A 17,548-nucleotide genomic window follows, 5' to 3' on the forward strand; every position below is an offset into this window, starting at 1 on the left:
GTCGCGAATGCGCTGCAAATCAAGACCGGCACCATCATCGCTAAAGTCCACCGAGACGTCATTTCCCTCGTGACGCAGATGCACCGTGATCAGCCCCACCGGTTCCTTGCCGGCTTTGATCCGGTCATGCGGTTCTTCGATACCGTGAGCGACGCAGTTGCGGAGAAGGTGCTCAAAAGCAGGCGTCATGCGGTCCAGCATGCCGCGATCCATCTCGATGGTTCCGCCCAACAGGTCAAGTCGCACCTGTTTGCCTGTGTCTTTGGAGGCCTGCCTGATCACGCGGTACAAGCGGTCTGATATTCCTTCGAACTCGACCATGCGCGTACGGAGCAGATCGCGCTGAAGTTCACGCGTCTGACGGGCTTGCGCGATCAGGTCGTCTTCGGTCGCTTCAACTGTACGCTGAAGCGTTCGCTGCACAGTCGCGACGTCGTTGACAGACTCGGCCATCATGCGGGTGAGTTCCTGCACCCGTGTGAAGCGGTCAAATTCAAGCGGATCAAAGCCGGCCTGCGCTTCCTTGGCCTGGGCGAGACGCGACTGCATCTGGGTTTCAGCCTGCAGCTCAATGTCGCGAAGCTGCTGGCGCAAGCGGTTCAGGTTGCCGCTCATGTCGTTCAGCGAGGTGCGCAGCTGACCCAGTTCGGCTTCCAGCCGCGAGCGCGTGATCATCACCTCGCCGGCCTGGGTCACCATGCGGTCCAGCAACTGGGAGCGCACGCGTATCGAGGCCGTGGCCGCCTGCCGCAGCGGCTGCATGGCCATGGCCTGTGGCGCCGGAATCGCCAATTTGACGGCGCTGCTGTCACGCAGCGCGGGCTCGGCCTTCACCGGCGCCGCCGCTTCGGGCGTCGGCGCGACCGCTTCAAGCGTGACCAATGGCGCAGCAGCGGCAGCCGCGGCATCGGCATGGCGCAGGGCTTCAAAGGCGGCCTGCATGGCGTCAAAGCGGGTCAGTAACGGCTCGAACTCCTGGCTGGCCGCCGCTTCGGTCCCGAGGTACTCAATCTCTGATTCAATCCGGTGCGCCATTTCACCCAGACGCAAGGCGCCGGCCAGACGGGCGCTGCCCTTGAGCGTATGCAGTGCCCGCAACACTTCCATGCGTGCACTCTGGTTGTCGGGCCGCGCCGACCACTGGCGCAGCGCGCCGCCCAACTGGGGCATGAGTTCTGCGCCTTCCTCCTCAAAAATCGGGAACAGGTCCGGGTCGACCGCATCGATTGCATCGATGTCATCCTCCGCGTTCTCATTGAAGATGGCGGCAACTGGCGTGCCCGCTGGCGCGCCTACCGGGGGCACCAGCCGGACGGGCGGCGCAACCACCCTGGCGGGGGCCGCCAGCACGGGTTCCGGCGCGGCTGGCGGCGCAGCGGGCGCCTCCAGTGCCTCCAGACTCGCGGGCTCGGCGGGCTCGGCGGGCTCCGACGGCGCTGCATCGGCCTGCCCCGGCCCCTGCGCAAAGTCAGCATCGGCCAATTCGCTGACCGGCTGCAGCCCCGAATCGGAGAAGTCGAGCTGCTTCAGGCGATCCAGAAGACGGGTATCGGGCTGCTTGAGGAAACCGGCGGCGAACTGGTGCAGCAAGCGGCGTATGTCTTCCGCCGCGTCCACAAACACCTGGCCGTAGGTCGCCGCGCCATGGCTATGGTGGGCACGCGATTGCTGCAAGGCATGCTCGAGCGCCCGCGCCATCTCCGACAAGGCATGAAAACCAACGGTGGCAGAACTGCCGGCCAGGGAATGGGCGAGCGCCACGGTGGAGTCATTGACCGGCTGGTCGCGCTCAATCGCCCATTCGGCCACTTCCGTGACCAGCCGGCGCGACCACTCATCGGCCTCGTTCAGGTACACGTTGTAAAGCGGAATGCCGATGCGCAGGCCGCCAATCACCTTGATCTGCTCGTCCTCGCCGTCGTCCACCGGCAGGATGCTGTCGGCTGCCGCCGCTGCAAGCACTGGCGCTGCGACCGGCTCCGGCAGGGTGGCAGCGATTTCAGCAACGGGCGGCTCGGCGGAGACGACAACAACGGGTTCCTGTGCCTGAACCGATGCGGCTTCCTCAGGCTTGAAGTGCCGGTCAAAGTCGGCATCCGACAGCTGCATCGCCTGTACTGGGGCTGCCTCGACGGGCAGATGCTCGGGCAGGACCGGCAATATGGCCTCGGTGGACTCCACCGCGGGGTTGAAATCCGCCGGCAGGTCAAACAGGCTGTCGAAATCGATCTCTTCAATGTCCTGGGCCGGTGCTGCCAGTTGCCCCTCGGTCACGGTGGATGCCGACGGATCCAGTGGTACGGCGTCAAGGAAAAGGTCAAACTCCAGCGCGGGCTCAGCCGTTGCGTCAGCCAGATCCAGCGCGCTGGCGGTGTCGGAGTCGGTCGCATCCGGCTCCAGTTCAATCAACAGGGAAAGATCCAGCGCGGCCGCCGTCTGAACTGGCTCAATAGGTGAGTGCGCGCTGACTGGCGTGGATGGGCCGATGGGCAGGTAGCGCGCCCGTGTCAGCAGGGCGTTTGTGCTGCGCTGGAAATCCGCGGCCAGCCAGGCGCCGTGCTGATTGGCGGCAATGTCATCAACCCAGCGGGCAAAGCCCGACATGGCTTCAGACACCAAAGACATGAATTCGCGGGTGACCGGTTTCTGATCGGCCAGCCAGCTGTTGAGCATTTGCTCAAACGACCAGGCGGCCTCGCCCAGCTGATTGAGCCCGACCATTCTCGAACTGCCCTTGAGCGTGTGAAAAGCACGGCGCAGCACGGTCAATTGCGAGACATCGCCGGTGTCGTCGGCCAGCGCCGCCAGGGCTTCCTGGCCACTGGCCACCACTTCACGCGCCTCTTCCAGAAAGATATCGCGCAAGTCATCTTCTTCGTAGTCGACAGGCACCGGCTGGTTGGCCTCGCTGGCCACCGGGGCGGGCGCCGGCATTGACGACGCCAGGCTGTTCAGGGCATCGGCCGTCGCGTCGGCGTTATTGGCCAACACCGCCACCGCCGCCTCGCGGGCGCTACGGGCCAGCGCCGGTTGTTCGGCCAGCGCGGCCTGAACCGCCAGCGCATCGAGCCGTTCGGTCAGGCTGTCGGTTGACGCATCAACCGAGGCGTTCTGTGCGTTTCGCACGGCTTGCAGCGCTTGCTCCGACAGCGCATCGCTTTTCACCGTCACCCTGGACGCAGCGCTGGCTGCACCTGGAACCCGTCCCATCAGGGGTTTGAGTTCCCCTTTTTCCTCGTCGTAGACAAACAGCTTCTTGGCCAGCACCGGCTGGTAGTTGAGCATGTCAATCAAAAAGCTCAATGCCCCCAGATTGTTGCCAATTTGCTCAAACGTGCCCGCGTTGCGCGCCAGGGGCCCGTCGATAGCGCTCGCGTCGCCAGCATCATTGGCCAGCATCTGTTCGACGCTGCCGCGCATGCGCAACACCGCACGCGAGGCCAGGTCCAGCCCCAGCACCGACAGCACGCCGCGCATTTGCGCCATCTGGCCTGGCACCGGGTGCAGGGCGGTTTTGTCGGCGGGATTGCGAAAAAACAGATCCAGCGATTTTTCAATCTCACCCAGCGACACGCGCAACTCGCCCACCACGCTGCCCATGGTCTGCTTGTCACTGACCCGGCGATACAAGTCCTCCATCCAGCCTTCCAGCGGCTGAGGCTGGCCACCCTCGCGCACCCCTTCCAGGCGTTCCGCCAGATTGGCCGTGCGGGCCGCCAGCTGCGAATCGTTGGGATCCAGATCCTCGAAAGCCGCCTCCAGAAAGAGCAGCGAAGTGGCCACCTCCATCGCCAGTTCGATGCGCGGCGACTGCGACGTGCGCACCGTGGTGTCGACCGCGCGGGTCAAGGCCTGCGCCAATGGCTCGCTGGGCGGATGCAGCTTGAGCAGGGAATCGGTCACCAGGCTGAACTGGTCGGTCACTGATTTGAGCTTGCTGCCGTCACCGGCCGACAGTGACGACCAGGTTTCCTTGGCCGAGGTGATGCGCTTGCGTGCTTGCGCCAGCAGGGCCGGATCGAAGCGGCCAAACTGCACGATTTCGTAGTCGACTGGCTTGAACTGCGTCAACCCATAGGCGCCACGCACTGCCGACAGCACCGGTGTGTCGCTGGCGCGCGCAGACGCCGCCTGGGCGCAGAAAAAAAGCAGGTCCTGGGCGAGGCGCTCCGACAGGGTGGAATCCCCCTTGGCCAGGGCCGCATACTGCAACAGAATGCGGGATGCAGCGCGTTTCACATACACATCGGGGGCGAGCAAATCGTTTTCGACGGCCTCGAAATAGGCCGCTGCGATTTTCCAGAAAATTCTGGGCTGGCGGTCCAGCTGCCCCGCGGAAAATCCAAGGCTCAGGGTCTTGAGCGTCTGGGCGGCCTGCGGCGCCTTGCCCTTCATGAGCTGAAGCACGCAGGGATCGAGTTCTGCCCGGGCGCCGGCATCGTACGGTCGGGGCGCGGCGGTAACTGCCAGTTCAGGCTCCAGCCAGCGCCACTCCAGGGGCCACAGATCGGCCGGGTGGATGCGGTCGGCCCGCACCAGTTCCTGCACCTCGCGGAATTGCGGAAACAGCGAAACCGGCGATACCGGCTTGTCCGCCAGCACCCCTTCCAGGTATTCAGTCAGCGCAAAGCTGGCGCGCTCAATCCTGGCTGCGGCATCCTGGCTGCACTGCTCGGGTTGCAACACAAACTTTTGCACCGCCGCTTCCATGGCCCGAAGCAGCAGCGCCGGCTTGGCCAGCCCCACCATCTCCAGCGCGCCCACGGCCTGATGCAACTGCTGGCGCGCGATGCGCAACTGGCTGGCATCGACGGCGGCAAGGTCCGAGCCACGGGCGACCTCAGCCTCACGCACAAAACGCTTGATGGACCTGGCCGCGCCATCCAGCGATTTTCGAAGCTCGTCCAGCACCCAGGCCAGCGGGCCCAGGTCATTGAAGGCGAAATCGGGGTCGGCTGCGGTTGAATTCGGGACGGTGGATTGCATGGTCACGGGCCGGTTCATAAATCGGTGTCAGGGGCTGGCGTCGCGGTCAGGCACAACAAACTGGCATCAGGCAATTTTGAAGCGGGACACCGACTGGCGCAGCTCTTCGGCCATGCGCGACAGATCGCGCACCTGCTGCGCGGTGGAGCGGGTACCTTCTCCGGTCTGCTCCGTTACCGCAAAAATATGCTGGATGTTTTCGGCCACCACGTTGGCGGAGGCTGCCTCCCGGGTGGCAGCATTGGAAATCTGCTCGATCAGCTCAGCCAGGCGCCTGGACACCTGGTCAATTTCCGTCAGCGCCGTACCGGCGTTATCCGACAGCCTGGCTCCCTCGACCACGCCTTGCGTGGAGCGTTCCATGGCGGCCACCGCATCCTGGGTGTCGGTTTGAATCGCCTTCACCAGCGCCGAAATCTGGCGCGTTGCGTCGGCCGAGCGCTCGGCCAGCCGCTGCACCTCTTCGGCCACCACCGAGAAACCGCGCCCTGCTTCGCCGGCTGATGCGGCCTGAATGGCGGCGTTCAGCGCCAGCACGTTGGTCTGCTCGGTAATGTCGGAAATCAGCTCGGTGATCTCGCCAATCTCCTGCGACGATTCGCCCAGCCGCTTGATGCGTTTGGAGGTCTCCTGAATCTGGTCACGAATCGAGTTCATGCCGCCGATGGCGTTCTGCACGGCCTGCAGGCCGGATTCGGCGGCCGTCAGCGACTGGCGCGCCACTTGCGAAGACTCCTGCGCCTGGAACGACACCTGGTTAATCCGGGACGCCATGTCAAGCACCGACTGGCCGGTTTCGCGGATCTCGCGCAGCTGCTCGGTGGACGCCGCCAGCAGCTCGGTCGAAGTGCTCTCGACCTGGGCCGTCGTCTGCGCCACCCGGGTCGCCGTGTTTTGCACGTTACCGACCAACTGGCGCAACTCCTCCACGGTGTAGTTCACCGAGTCGGCAATGGCACCGGTAATGTCTTCGGTCACGGTGGCTTCCTGCGTCAAATCGCCCTCGGCCACGGTCTGCAACTCATTCATCAAGCGCAAAATGGCGGCCTGGTTGGCGTCATTGACGCGTTTGGCATCCTGCTCCTGGCTTTTGGCTTCCTGGCGCTGGGTTTCAGCCACCGACTGACGCTGCTGGCTGTCCTGCACCTGCAGGCGCGCCAGTCCGGCAGCGCACAGCAGCGCAAAGGCGGCTGCCGCCACCAGCGCGGCCAAGGCGCCAGCGCCCAAACCGGTTTCGGTGGACAGCTTGCCCTGCAAGTCCTCAAGACCCCGGCGCAGGGGTTCGCTGTCGGCAATGATGGCGGACTGCGCTTCGCGCGCAGACACTAGCCCCTGCAAGTTACCCAGAATGGCGCCGGCCTGTACGCGAGTCTGTTCATACAAGGTCATCAAGGCTCCCAGCCGTTCGCGCGTCTGCGGGTCCTTGGATCCGGTCAGACGCAACTCCGGGCTGCCGTCCTGCAGGCCCAGGGCGATTTCCTTGAAGGAGTTCAAATCCTTGCCGAGCAGGAACACCGCCTCCGGGCTCACGCCTTCGATCGTCAAAAATTCGTTGGCCGACTTGCCAATCCGCTGCGTCAGCATCACCAGCTGACCGGCGGCCGAAATCTCTGCAGGTGCCGCATTTTGCTGCAGCTTGAGCGAGGAAATGGTTTCTGCAATTTCCAGCAAATCGGATGACTGGCGGTTGATGGTGCGCAAGGCATTGCCCACCTGGGTCAGGATGTTTTGCTGGGCCATCACGATCTTGGCGTTCTTCTCGGCCTGATCCACCAGGGGCGTGACTTTCTCCACATCGGCCTGCAAATCATTGCTCACCGGTGCCAGCCGCATGCTGTCCTCGCCGGACTTCAGGCCGCGCAGGGTTTTGGCCAGCACTTCGGAGCTTTCGCGCACGTCGGGGAAGGCCTGGGCACTGCCCACCAGCGCCTGCGATACGGATTTCGCCAGCCGCTGCGACTGCATGAGGGAGTCACCGGTGGCCGCCACCTGCTGCGTCACCTTGTCTGCCTGCCTCAGCGTCAAGACGGTCACCAGCGCCAGCACGGCCAGCGCCAGCACCAGTGCGGTCACCAGAATCCGTTGGTGCTGGCCAATGGTCCGGCGGCCCAGCACGGGTAGCCGTAGCAGATCAGGACTTTCTGCCATGCCGACCTCTTCCAGCGTGGCGACACGGCTGGCCGCAAATGCGGCGTCGCCGCGGCTCTCCGCGCGGACAGCGGAAGTGCGCAAGTGGTCCTCGCTCATGGCGCCGGCGCCCCGCACGTCCGCCGGGGTTCCCAGCGATGCCATGTCCATGCTGTCCCCGGGCTGGCTGGACTTCGGTTTAAACAGGTTCTGGATATTTTCAATAACAGACATGGAAAGCCTTCTCGGAGAAACAGGATGCGCTATGCGCCTATCGTCAAAAAATCCGCTTGCTGGGCAAGCAACTGGAGGTTGATTTCCTGCCAGCTTGCGCCATGGAGATCGACATACTGATTGCCAAAATAATCGGGCGCGTCGGCCGCTTTTTCAGAAAAATCGTTGAATGCCGCCTGGTTGCGCAGCCCGGCCAGCTTGTCGATCAGCAGGGCGCAATTGACCTGGAGCGCGCTGTTGAGCGCGACCAGCCGGGTTTCCGAACGAGCAAGTTCGTTTTTTGGCGTGGGCGACTGGCCACTGACGTAGCTGGCCAGGTCCACCACACCAAACAGGCCGCCGCGCAAATTGGCCACGCCGGCAAACCAGGCCTGGGTGTAGGGCACCGGCTGGGTGCTGACCCAGGGGAATATCTCACCCGACTGGCTCAGCGGAAACAGGTATTTCCGGGCTCCCGCTTCCACCGCCAGCCAGGACGCGGCGACGCCCTGGGTACGTGCAATCTGCAGCCTTTCGGCCAGCCGGGTTTGTAGCTCCCTGAGGGCTTGTCTGTTCGCCATGCTCTGGTTGGATACCCGTGAATCAGCCGAGGGCCTTGATCTTGGCCATCAGCTCTTCACCATTCACAGGCTTGGTGATGTAGTCGCGGGCGCCCTGGCGCATGCCCCAGACCCGGTCGGTCTCCTGGTTTTTGCTGGTGCACATGACGATCGGGATGTCAGCGTACAGCGGGTCACGCGAAATGGCGCGCGTCAGCTGAAAACCGTTTTGCCCCGGCATCACCACATCCATCAGGATCAGCTCGGGCTTGTCTTCAATCAGGCGGCGAAAGGCTTCCTCGGCGTTTTCCGCGGTCTTGACGGTGAAGCCATTTTTGACCAGCAGGTCCGTCAAGTACATCAGTTCGGTCTTGGAGTCATCAATCACCAGCACTTTTTTAATCGCCATTACACCATTCCTTGTTTTGCGGTACCCAGGTCCTGCACCGTTTGCAGCAGCTGGTCTTTGGTAAAAGGCTTGGTCAGGTAGTCTTGCGAGCCGACCATGCGCCCCCTGGCCTTGTCGAACACACCGTCCTTGGAGGACAGCATCACAATCGGCACACCGGAAAATTTTGCATTGCGTTTGATGATTGCACAGGTCTGGTAGCCGTCCAGGCGGGGCATCAGGATGTCGCAAAAAATCAGGTGGGGTTCGTAGTCATTGACCTTGGACAGTGCATCAAAACCGTCCTCGGCCAGCAAGACTTCGTGCCCGCCCTGCTTCAGGAAAATCTCGGCGCTGCGCCGAATGGTGTTGCTGTCATCGACCACCAACACCTTGAGTCCGGAACTGGGAATACTCACTGCCTATGCTCCTGTTTTTTGCAGACCCTGATGCCGTGGCATCAGGCAGGGACGGCCAGGGCAAGCGCCCCGGCGTTGGGTGTCCGGCCTAGATCTGGACCATTTCGAAATCTTCCTTGCGCGCTCCACACTCAGGGCAGGTCCAGTTCATCGGGACCTGCGCCCAGGGCGTGCCTGGTGCAATGCCATGCTCCGGTGAACCGACGGTCTCGTCATAGATCCACCCACAAATTAAACACATCCAGGTCGTTGATTGAATCACAGCTTAAGTTGCCTTCGAATAGAATGCAATGATTGTATCGACGCGGCGTTGCTTATTGATATAAGAGGCAAAATCGCAGCCTATGGCAAACCCCCACACCCCCTCCACGGACAGTCGCCAGATCCAGATCGAGGACAGCGACAGTTCACCGGCCTGCGTCATGACCTTCAATGCCAGCGACCCGAGCGGCGCGGGCGGTTTGACGGCCGACATCACCGCCATCGCTTCCGCTGGCGCGCATCCGCTGGCCGTGGTCACCGGCGCTTATGTGCGCGACACGGCCGAGATTTTTGACCACTTCTCCTTCGACGAGGAAGCCGTGACCGAGCAGGCGCGCTCGGCACTGGAAGACATGCCGGTGTCGGCCATCAAGGTCGGCTTCGTCGGCAGCCCCGAGAACATCAGCACCATTGCCGAAATCGCTTCGGACTATGCCGACATACCACTTATCGCTTACATGCCCAGCCTGGCCTGGTGGGAGGAAAGCGAGATCGACAGCTACCTAGACGCCTTTCGCGAGCTGCTGTTGCCGCAAACCACGGTGTTGGTTGGCAACCACAGCACCTTGTGGCGCTGGCTGCTGCCCGACTGGTCGGGCGAACGCAATCCGTCAGCGCGGGACATTGCCAAGGCCGCCGCCGACCTGGGCGTGCCCTACACGCTGGTGAGCGGCATTCCGCTGCCCGAGCAATTCATCGAGAATGTGCTGGCGACGCCGCTGGCCGTGCTCTACAGCGAAAAATTCGAACGATTCGAGGCCGTTTTTGCCGGCGCCGGCGAGACGCTCTCGGCCGCACTGTCGGCCCTGCTGGCCAACGGCCACGACCTGCAGGCCGCCACCGCCGAAGCCCTGACCTACCTCGACCACAGCCTGGACGCCGGCTTTCACCCCGGCATGGGCCACATCGTGCCGGACCGCCTGTTCTGGGCCCAGACCGATGTGGACGCTGAAGAATCCGGCGATGAGGCGGATGACTCCGATGCGGCAGACGATGCTGGCGACCTGACTTCCAACCTTCCCTTTGAGCTCCCCCCCAATGGCACCACCAAGCACTAAGTCTGACACCTCCCGCAACAGCGCGCTGTTCGAGCGCGCCCGACAAGTGATTCCGGGCGGCGTCAATTCGCCGGTACGCGCCTTCAAGGCGGTGGGCGGCACGCCGCGCTTCATCGAGCGCGCGCAGGGCGCCTACTTCTGGGATGCCGACGGCCAGCGCTACATCGACTACATCGGTTCCTGGGGGCCGATGATTCTCGGGCATGGTCATCCGGCCGTGGTCGAGGCGGTGCAAAAAGCCGTGCTCGAAGGCTTCTCCTACGGCGCGCCGACCGAGCGCGAGATCGAGCTGGCCGAGGCCATCCTCGCGCTGGTGCCCTCGATGGAAATGGTGCGCCTGGTCAGCTCCGGCACCGAAGCGGCCATGAGCGCGCTGCGCCTGGCGCGCGGCGCCACCGGCCGCAACTACATCATCAAGTTCGAGGGCTGCTACCACGGCCATGCCGACGCACTGCTGGTCAAGGCCGGCTCGGGCCTGGCCACCTTTGGCCACCCGACCTCGGGCGGCGTGCCGCCCGAAGCGGTGCAGCACACGCTGGTGCTCGAATACAACAACCTGGCGCAGCTCGAGGAAGCGTTTGCCCTGCACGGGCACGAGCTGGCCTGCCTGATGATCGAGGCGATCGCCGGCAACATGAACTTTGTGCGCGCCACGCCCGCGTTTGCGCAGCGTTGCCGCGAACTTTGCACCGAGCATGGCGCGCTGCTGGTGTTCGATGAAGTGATGACCGGTTTTCGCGTCGGCCTGCATGGCGCGCAAGGCGTGCTCGGCATCAGGCCCGACCTCACGGTGCTGGGCAAGGTGATAGGCGGCGGCATGCCGCTGGCGGCCTTTGGCGGGCCGCGCGCCATCATGGAACAGCTCGCGCCGCTGGGCCCGGTCTACCAGGCCGGCACCTTGTCGGGCAACCCGGTCGCCACCGCCTGCGGCCTGGCTACGCTGAAGGAAATCGCCAAGCCCGGTTTTTATGAAGCGCTGTCTCAAAAGACGCGCGCGCTGGTCGAAGGCCTGAAGGCCGCCGCGGCGGCCGAGGGCCTGCCCTTCAGCGCCGACAGCGAAGGCGGCATGTTCGGCTTCTTCTTGTTTGACGCGCTGCCGCAGAACTACGCCAAGGTCATGACCACCGACAACGCGCGCTTCAACGCGCTGTTTCACGGCCTGCTGGACCGCGGTGTCTACATCGCGCCGGCGCTCTACGAGGCCGGCTTTGTCAGCGCCGCGCACAGCGACGAAGACATCGCGGCCACCGTGGCAGCGGCGCGCGAGATCTTCAAGATGCTATCAAAATAATAGCTGTTTACGCCCTTTGAGCGGGTGCTGCGGCTATTTTCTCTTAAACAATGCACCCCGAAGTTCGCCGAGCGGCGTAGCGAGCGGGTGCAGGGCAAGGCGGACGCAGCGCAGGAACCGGAACGTACTTCGGTACGTGAGGATTCCGAGCAGCGGACCAACGCCGCCATGCGCACGCGCAGTAGCCGAGCGGCGAACTTCAATGCCTGAAGTGGCGCACGCCGGTCAACACCATGACCACCTCGCGCTCGTTGGCGGCGGCAATCACTTCATCATCGCGCATGCTGCCGCCGGGCTGAATCACGCAGCTTGCACCCGCATCGACCACCACATCGAGCCCGTCGCGAAACGGGAAAAAGGCGTCGCTGGCCACGGCCGAGCCGTCCAGGCTCAGGCCGGCATTGGCGGCCTTGATGGAAGCGATGCGCGCCGAATCGATGCGGCTCATCTGGCCGGCACCAACACCCAGCGTCATGCCGCCGGAGCAAAACACGATCGCATTGGACTTGACGTACTTGGCCACTTTCCAGGCAAACAGCAGGTCCAGCAGCTGCGCCGGTGTGGGCTGCAGCTGGCTGACCACCTTCAGGTCGGAAAGCAGCAGCTCATGGTTGTCGGCCGTCTGCATCAGCAGGCCCGAGCCGACACGCTTGACGTCCACGGCGTTGCGGCCTTGCAGCCAGGCGGAGTCGCCGCCAGCCGGCAAATCAATCTGCAACAGCCGCACATTGACCTTGCTCTTGAACACCTCCAGCGCCTCGGGCGAGAACGCCGGCGCCATCAGCACCTCCACGAACTGCTTGGCAATTTGTAGCGCGGCACGCTCGTCCAGCGGGGAATTCAGGGCAATAATGCCGCCAAAAGCGGAGGTCGGATCGGTCTTGAAGGCCTTGCTGTAGGCATCCAGCGCGTCAATGCCGGTGGCCACGCCGCAGGGGTTGGCGTGCTTGACGATAACGCAGGCGGCGCCGTCCTTGATCAGGTCGAAGCTCTTGACGCATTCCCAGGCGGCGTCGGCGTCGGCAATGTTGTTGTACGACAGCTCCTTGCCCTGCAGCTGCTTGGCGGTCACCAGCGAGCCTGGCGCCGGGTACAGATCGCGGTACAGCGCGGCCTGCTGGTGCGAGTTTTCGCCGTAACGCAGATCCTGCACCTTGATGAACCGGCCATTGGCCTGGCCCGGGAACAGGCCGTGCGCGCCGTCGGCCCGAATGCCCGAGAGGTAGTCGCTGATAGCACCGTCGTACTGGCTGATGCGATTAAAGGCGGCCACCGACAGGGCAAATTTGGTGGCGTGGGTCAGCTGGCCGCCGGCCTTCAGTTCATCGAGCACCCCCGCGTACTGCGAGGCATCGGTCAGCACGCCCACATCCTTCCAGTTCTTGGCGGCCGAGCGCACCATGGCCGGGCCACCGATGTCGATGTTCTCAATAGCGTCTTCGAGGGTGCAGCCGGGCTTGGCCACGGTCGCTTCAAACGGGTAGAGGTTGACCACCAGCAGGTCGATGGTGTCGATGTCGTGGGCCTTCAGGGCCGCCATGTGCTCGGGCAGGTCGCGCCGCGCCAGCAAGCCGCCATGCACCTTGGGGTGCAGGGTTTTGACGCGGCCATCGAGCATTTCGGGAAAGCCGGTCAGCTCGGCCACTTCGGTCACCGGCAGGCCGGCGCCGGCCAGCAGCTTGGCGGTACCGCCGGTGGACAGCAGCCTGATGCCCAGCGCATGCAGGGCCTGCGCAAATTCAAGGATGCCGGTCTTGTCGGAAACGGAAATTAAGGCGTTCATTAATGTGTCTTTTGTAGAAATGCAGTCCGGCAGGCCCGAACCGTGCGGGAAATCGGACTTACTTGATGAGCTTGTGCTCGACCAGTTTTTTGCGCAGGGTATTGCGGTTCAGGCCCAGCCATTCGGCGGCGCGCGACTGGTTGTTCTCGGCATGCTGCATCACCACCTCGAGCAGCGGCTTTTCCACCACCCGCACCATCATGTCGTACATGCTGCCGTCGGGCTCGGTGCCGTGCAGGTCCTTGAAATAGCCTTCCAGACTGGTGCGTACGCACTCTTCGATGTGTTTCTTGCTCATGCCGCCGCTTCTTCCTTGTTGTCTTTGTTCATCTCTGCCTCAGGCGCAACGTTGGCGTCGCCCCGTTCGCCGTGCGCATTGCCGGCCGGCACGCGGTCCATGCGCGCGCCCAGCGCGTCAAAATAATCCGTCACGGCCTGCAGTTGCGCCTCGCAGTCTTTGAGCAGGTTCATCTGCGCCCGAAACGCTTCGCCGCCGGGCAGGCTTTTGACATACCAGCCGATATGTTTGCGCGCCGTGCGCACGCCGGTGAAGTCGCCATAGAGCGTGTAATGCTCCAGCAAATGGTCCAACAGCAGGCGCTTGACTTCGGCCACCAGCGGCGGCGCCAGCAGGCTGCCGGTGGCCAGAAAATGCGCCACCTCGCGAAAAATCCAGGGCCGGCCCTGGGCCGCGCGGCCGATCATGACGGCGTCGGCGCCGGTATAGGCCAGCACCTCGCGGGCTTTTTCGGGGCTGTCGATGTCGCCGTTGGCCACCACCGGAATGCGCAGCGCCGCCTTCACGGCGGCAATCGTGTCGTATTCGGCCAGCCCCTTGTAGCCCTGCTCGCGTGTGCGGCCATGCACGGTGAGCATCTGCACGCCGGCGCTCTCCGCCGCGCGCGCAATCGTCAGCGCATTCTTGTGGCCTTGGGCCCAGCCGGTGCGCATCTTGAGGGTGACCGGAACCCGGTGCGGTGCGCAGGCCGCCACGACCGCCTCGACAATCTGCAGCGCCAGGGTTTCATCCTGCATCAGCGCCGAACCGGCCCACTTGCTGCAGACCTTCTTGGCCGGGCAACCCATGTTGATATCGATGATCTGGGCCCCGCGATCGACGTTGTAGGCCGCCGCATCGGCCATCATCCGCGCATCGGTGCCGGCAATCTGCACCGCAATCGGCGCCACTTCGCCCTCATGGTTGGCGCGGCGCGAGGTCTTCAGGCTGTCCCACAAATCGCGGCGCGAGGTCACCATTTCGCTGACCGCATAACCGGCGCCCAGCTGCTTGCAGAGCTGGCGAAAAGGCCGGTCGGTCACTCCCGCCATGGGCGCGACAAACACATTGTTTGCCAGAGCGTAGGGACCGATGTTCATTGGGAGAAGGGGATGCGGATGGCTGAAAAAGAAGGCTCGGAAACTGCCCGTATTGTAACTGCCCAAAATTTCAGCAATTGAAATTTGCATCCCCCGCTGGTGCTCCTGGCCCACTGATTTGTAAGCAACTACCCGGCAATCCGCGCCCGCCGGCACTGCCTATACTCGGACCTCTATGGAAGAATGGATTCACCGCCTGATAGCACTGCTGGCCCTGCCCGAATATGGCCTGAGCACGGTGTTTGTGGTGTCCTTTATTTCCGCCACGCTGGTGCCGCTGGGTTCCGAACCCGTGGTGTTCGGGCTGGTCAAGCTCAATCCCGCCATGTTCTGGCCGGCGGTGCTGGTGGCTACCGTCGGCAACACCCTGGGCGGCGCGCTGGACTGGTGGATGGGCTATGGCGCGCACAAGGTGGTGGACAAGTACCAGCATTCCACGCACCACAGCCGCGCCATCGAATGGCTGGAAAAACTCGGGCCCAAGGCCTGTTTGCTGGCCTGGCTGCCGGTGGTGGGCGACCCGCTGTGCGCGGTGGCCGGCTGGCTCAAGTTTCCGTTCTGGCCCTGCCTGGCCTACATGGCCATCGGCAAGTTTGCGCGCTATTTCCTGATGACCGGCGGCCTGATCTGGGCGTTTCCGGGGATTATTCCGGGCCTGGCCGGATAAGGATGCTAAAACCGTTCATGCGGCAACAGGTAGCGCCACTGGCCGGGCGGCAGCTGGCTCAGCGGCAAGCGGCCCAGGCGTATGCGCTTCATGGCCTCGACCTGCAGCCCCACACTTTCGCACATATAGGCGATCTGCCCCGGCATCGCCCCCTTCAGCGCAAAGCGCAGCCGCACCTCGCTCTGCCAGCTGACCTTGGCCGGCGGCAGCAGCGCGCCATTGAAGGTAAAGCCATGGTCGATGCGGTTCAGGCGCTCCAGCCCGCCGGGCTTGATCTCACCGCTGACCTGCACAATCACTTCATGCTCCAGCGTGCTGGCGTCTTCCTGCAGCTTGCGCGCCACGCGCCAGTCCTGGGTAAACACCACCAGGCCGCTGGCCGGCGTGGCCAGCGGGGTCGCCAGGCTGGAGGCTGAAAAATGTTTTTTGAGCGGACGGATGCCGGAGCGGTCGCCCACCGCCTGGTTCGCTAGCGACAGCAGCTCGGCGGCCGGCGGTGCCTTGCCGTCCGCCGCGCTGCCCAGGCCGGCCTCGTAGCCGGCCGGCTTGTGCAGCAGCAGGGTCACGGCCGTCAGGGCCAGCAGGCTGGCGTTTTTGTCGAGTGCGATGGTCTGGTTCAGTACCCGGAATTGCGGCTCTTCCACCACCACGCCATCGACCGTGACCCAGCCGCCTTCGATGTACTGCTCGGCCTCGCTGCGCGAGCAGCCCATCATTTCAGCCAGACGTTTGGCCAGGCGCTGGTCGGGGCGTTGGGGGTCGGTCATGGCGGCGTGGGGTCCTGGTGGGTCCGGTGCGGGTCACTGCAAGAGGAAGCCGGTTTGCTATCAAATAAATAGCTGTATACGCCCATTAAGCTTGGGCTAGAGGCCGAAACGGCTGGATTTTCAGCTGCTGAACAGGAAATTCATCACATCGCCATCCTTGACGACGTAGTCCTTGCCTTCGCTGCGCATCTTGCCGGCATCCTTGGCACCCTGCTCGCCCTTGAAGGCGATGAAGTCGTCAAAGGCAATGGTCTGGGCCCGGATGTAGCCTTTTTCAAAATCGGTGTGGATCACGCCGGCAGCCTGCGGGCCGGTGTCACCGACATGGATGGTCCAGGCGCGCACTTCCTTGACCCCGGCGGTGAAGTAGGTTTGCAGGCCCAGCAGCTTGTAGGCGGCGACGATCAGACGGTTCAGCCCCGGCTCGTCCTGGCCGATTTCGGCGAGGAACATCTTCTTGTCTTCCTCGTCCATGTCGGCCATTTCGGCTTCCATCTTGGCGCAAATCGCCACCACCGGGGCATTTTGCGCGGCGGCGTAGGCCTTCAGGCGGTCCAGGAAAGGGTTGTTCTCAAAGCCGTCTTCGGCGACGTTGGCGACAAACATGGCGGGCTTGGCGGTGATCAGGAAAAACTGCTGCAGCAGCGGCTGTTCTTCCTTGCTGAACTCGATGGTGCGCACCGGCCTGGCCTCGTTCAGGGCGGCCTGGCATTTTTCCAGAATCGCCACCAGCTTGATGGACTCCTTGTCACCCGAGCGCGCGGTCTTGGTGACGCGGTGCAGGGCTTTTTCCACCGCCGCCAGGTCGGCCAGGCACAGTTCGGTCTGTATCACTTCAATGTCGGAGATCGGGTCGACCTTGCCGGCGACGTGGATCACGTTGTCGTCTTCAAAGCAGCGCACCACGTTGACGGTGGCGTCGGTTTCGCGGATGTGGGCCAGGAACTTGTTGCCCAGACCCTCGCCGGTGCTGGCACCGGCCACCAGGCCGGCAATGTCGACAAACTCGACAATCGCGCGCTGCACCTTTTGCGGGCTGACGATGCCAGAGAGTGCATCGAGCCGTGCGTCGGGCACCTCGACGATGCCCACATTGGGCTCAATCGTGCAAAAAGGATAGTTTTCCGCCGCGATGCCCGCCTTGGTCAAGGCGTTGAACAGGGTGGATTTTCCGACGTTGGGCAAGCCGACGATGCCGCACTTCAAACTCATGAGAAACCTTCAAAAACGTAAGGCAGAAGTGTATTCGATGCCCGCCAACCCGCCGGCCCAAGGGGCTGTACCCTGACAAGGTCAGCTCAACCCTGCAGGCTTTCGCTCATCTGTCGGCAATATTTCTCCAGCTGCTCGGGCACATGGTCCGGGCAGATGCCGCATTGCCGGTTACCGGCTACTGCGTAGTCAATGAATTGCGGGTAGGGCAAATCGAGGCCTGCCATAAGGGCCCGGAACTGCTCCAGCGTGCGCCCCTGACCGAGCCTCGGGTTGCGCTTTTTTTCCTGTGCAATGGAGGAAACGCGCCGCTCCTGATAGTCATGGCCCGGATAAACGAGCGTGTCCTCCGGCAAAGTAAACAGTTTTTCGGTAACGCTCCTGTACAAAGCCGCTGCATCGCCATTCTGGAAGTCGGTGCGTCCACAGCCTTCGATCA

The 17,548-nt window shown here is 63.4% G+C and carries 14 protein-coding genes and 1 pseudogene; 3 read left to right on the plus strand and 12 right to left on the minus strand.

Annotation, left to right across the window (positions count from 1 at the left end; translation table 11 throughout):
• From RMO23_RS18820 to RMO23_RS18845, 6 genes are all read right to left on the minus strand, one after another.
• Positions 1–4,986 (minus strand): Hpt domain-containing protein (locus RMO23_RS18820; RefSeq protein WP_309684510.1); only part of this gene is annotated, 4,986 nt, incomplete at its 3' end.
• 66 nt (positions 4,987–5,052) lie between these two features.
• A complete protein-coding gene (locus RMO23_RS18825; protein WP_405041638.1) occupies positions 5,053–7,134 on the minus strand; it encodes a methyl-accepting chemotaxis protein in 2,082 nt (693 codons plus the stop codon).
• A 242-nt stretch (positions 7,135–7,376) separates the two neighbouring features.
• Positions 7,377–7,907 carry a chemotaxis protein CheW gene (locus RMO23_RS18830; protein ID WP_309684515.1) on the minus strand — a complete coding sequence of 177 codons (531 nt, stop codon included), beginning with the start codon at positions 7,905–7,907 and terminating at the stop codon, positions 7,377–7,379.
• 22 nt (positions 7,908–7,929) lie between these two features.
• Positions 7,930–8,295: a response regulator gene (locus RMO23_RS18835; protein WP_309684516.1), complete on the minus strand. Its 366-nt coding sequence runs from the start codon at positions 8,293–8,295 to the stop codon at positions 7,930–7,932.
• The gene (locus RMO23_RS18840) at positions 8,295–8,693 is read right to left on the minus strand and encodes a response regulator (protein WP_309684520.1); all 399 of its coding nucleotides are present in this window, start codon (positions 8,691–8,693) and stop codon (positions 8,295–8,297) included. Before RMO23_RS18840 ends, RMO23_RS18835 begins: the two co-directional genes overlap by 1 nt.
• An 88-nt stretch (positions 8,694–8,781) precedes the next feature.
• On the minus strand, positions 8,782–8,955 hold the full coding sequence (locus RMO23_RS18845; protein ID WP_309684522.1) for a rubredoxin: 174 nt from the start codon (positions 8,953–8,955) through the stop codon (positions 8,782–8,784).
• Positions 8,956–9,037: 82 nt separating this feature from the next.
• Between RMO23_RS18845 and RMO23_RS18850 the strand changes: the two genes are divergently transcribed.
• Both RMO23_RS18850 and hemL read left to right on the plus strand, forming a co-directional pair.
• Positions 9,038–10,012 (plus strand): bifunctional hydroxymethylpyrimidine kinase/phosphomethylpyrimidine kinase, encoded by a 975-nt coding sequence (locus tag RMO23_RS18850; RefSeq protein ID WP_309684524.1) that lies wholly within the window; start codon positions 9,038–9,040, stop codon positions 10,010–10,012.
• Entirely contained in the window at positions 9,993–11,303 is a 1,311-nt protein-coding gene (hemL, locus tag RMO23_RS18855) for a glutamate-1-semialdehyde 2,1-aminomutase (RefSeq protein WP_309684526.1), read from the plus strand. The genes RMO23_RS18850 and hemL overlap by 20 nt, the downstream gene beginning before the upstream one ends.
• A gap of 199 nt (positions 11,304–11,502) precedes the next feature.
• Here the strand turns inward: hemL and purH are convergent, their stop codons facing one another.
• The 3 genes from purH to dusB are packed head-to-tail and all read right to left on the minus strand — an operon-like array spanning position 11,503 to position 14,463.
• The gene (purH, locus tag RMO23_RS18860) at positions 11,503–13,086 is read right to left on the minus strand and encodes a bifunctional phosphoribosylaminoimidazolecarboxamide formyltransferase/IMP cyclohydrolase (protein ID WP_309684528.1); all 1,584 of its coding nucleotides are present in this window, start codon (positions 13,084–13,086) and stop codon (positions 11,503–11,505) included.
• A gap of 58 nt (positions 13,087–13,144) precedes the next feature.
• Positions 13,145–13,384, minus strand: coding sequence for a helix-turn-helix domain-containing protein (locus tag RMO23_RS18865; protein WP_309684530.1), 240 nt, complete (start codon positions 13,382–13,384; stop codon positions 13,145–13,147).
• Complete coding sequence (dusB, locus tag RMO23_RS18870) at positions 13,381–14,463, minus strand: tRNA dihydrouridine synthase DusB (RefSeq protein WP_309684532.1); 1,083 nt, start codon at positions 14,461–14,463, stop codon at positions 13,381–13,383. Before dusB ends, RMO23_RS18865 begins: the two co-directional genes overlap by 4 nt.
• A gap of 175 nt (positions 14,464–14,638) precedes the next feature.
• On the opposite strand from dusB, the gene RMO23_RS18875 reads away from it, so the two are divergent.
• A complete protein-coding gene (locus tag RMO23_RS18875; protein WP_309684535.1) occupies positions 14,639–15,130 on the plus strand; it encodes a YqaA family protein in 492 nt (163 codons plus the stop codon).
• Between the two features lie 5 nt (positions 15,131–15,135).
• Here RMO23_RS18875 and RMO23_RS18880 read toward each other — a convergent pair whose 3' ends face one another.
• From RMO23_RS18880 to RMO23_RS18890, 3 genes and pseudogenes are all read right to left on the minus strand, one after another.
• The gene (locus RMO23_RS18880) at positions 15,136–15,897 is read right to left on the minus strand and encodes an rRNA pseudouridine synthase (protein ID WP_309684538.1); all 762 of its coding nucleotides are present in this window, start codon (positions 15,895–15,897) and stop codon (positions 15,136–15,138) included.
• Between the two features lie 120 nt (positions 15,898–16,017).
• Entirely contained in the window at positions 16,018–17,109 is a 1,092-nt protein-coding gene (gene ychF / locus RMO23_RS18885; RefSeq protein WP_309684541.1) for a redox-regulated ATPase YchF, read from the minus strand.
• An 86-nt stretch (positions 17,110–17,195) separates the two neighbouring features.
• Positions 17,196–17,548: pseudogene (locus RMO23_RS18890) on the minus strand (MBL fold metallo-hydrolase); the annotation flags it as partial.

The sequence above is a fragment of the Polaromonas sp. genome (assembly GCF_031411155.1).
In the GTDB taxonomy this organism is placed as follows: Bacteria; Pseudomonadota; Gammaproteobacteria; order Burkholderiales; family Burkholderiaceae_C; genus Polaromonas.

Excerpts from the sequence above, each read along its gene's own strand:
- ychF (WP_309684541.1), bottom strand. The coding sequence starts at position 17,109 with ATGAGTTTGAAGTGCGGCATCGTCGGCTTGCCCAACGTCGGAAAATCC.
- RMO23_RS18825 (WP_405041638.1), bottom strand. The coding sequence starts at position 7,134 with ATGGCAGAAAGTCCTGATCTGCTACGGCTACCCGTGCTGGGCCGCCGG.
- hemL (WP_309684526.1), top strand. The coding sequence starts at position 9,993 with ATGGCACCACCAAGCACTAAGTCTGACACCTCCCGCAACAGCGCGCTG.
- RMO23_RS18835 (WP_309684516.1), bottom strand. The coding sequence starts at position 8,295 with ATGGCGATTAAAAAAGTGCTGGTGATTGATGACTCCAAGACCGAACTG.
- purH (WP_309684528.1), bottom strand. The coding sequence starts at position 13,086 with ATGAACGCCTTAATTTCCGTTTCCGACAAGACCGGCATCCTTGAATTT.
- dusB (WP_309684532.1), bottom strand. The coding sequence starts at position 14,463 with ATGAACATCGGTCCCTACGCTCTGGCAAACAATGTGTTTGTCGCGCCC.
- RMO23_RS18880 (WP_309684538.1), bottom strand. The coding sequence starts at position 15,897 with ATGACCGACCCCCAACGCCCCGACCAGCGCCTGGCCAAACGTCTGGCT.
- RMO23_RS18875 (WP_309684535.1), top strand. The coding sequence starts at position 14,639 with ATGGAAGAATGGATTCACCGCCTGATAGCACTGCTGGCCCTGCCCGAA.
- RMO23_RS18865 (WP_309684530.1), bottom strand. The coding sequence starts at position 13,384 with ATGAGCAAGAAACACATCGAAGAGTGCGTACGCACCAGTCTGGAAGGC.
- RMO23_RS18850 (WP_309684524.1), top strand. The coding sequence starts at position 9,038 with ATGGCAAACCCCCACACCCCCTCCACGGACAGTCGCCAGATCCAGATC.
- RMO23_RS18830 (WP_309684515.1), bottom strand. The coding sequence starts at position 7,907 with ATGGCGAACAGACAAGCCCTCAGGGAGCTACAAACCCGGCTGGCCGAA.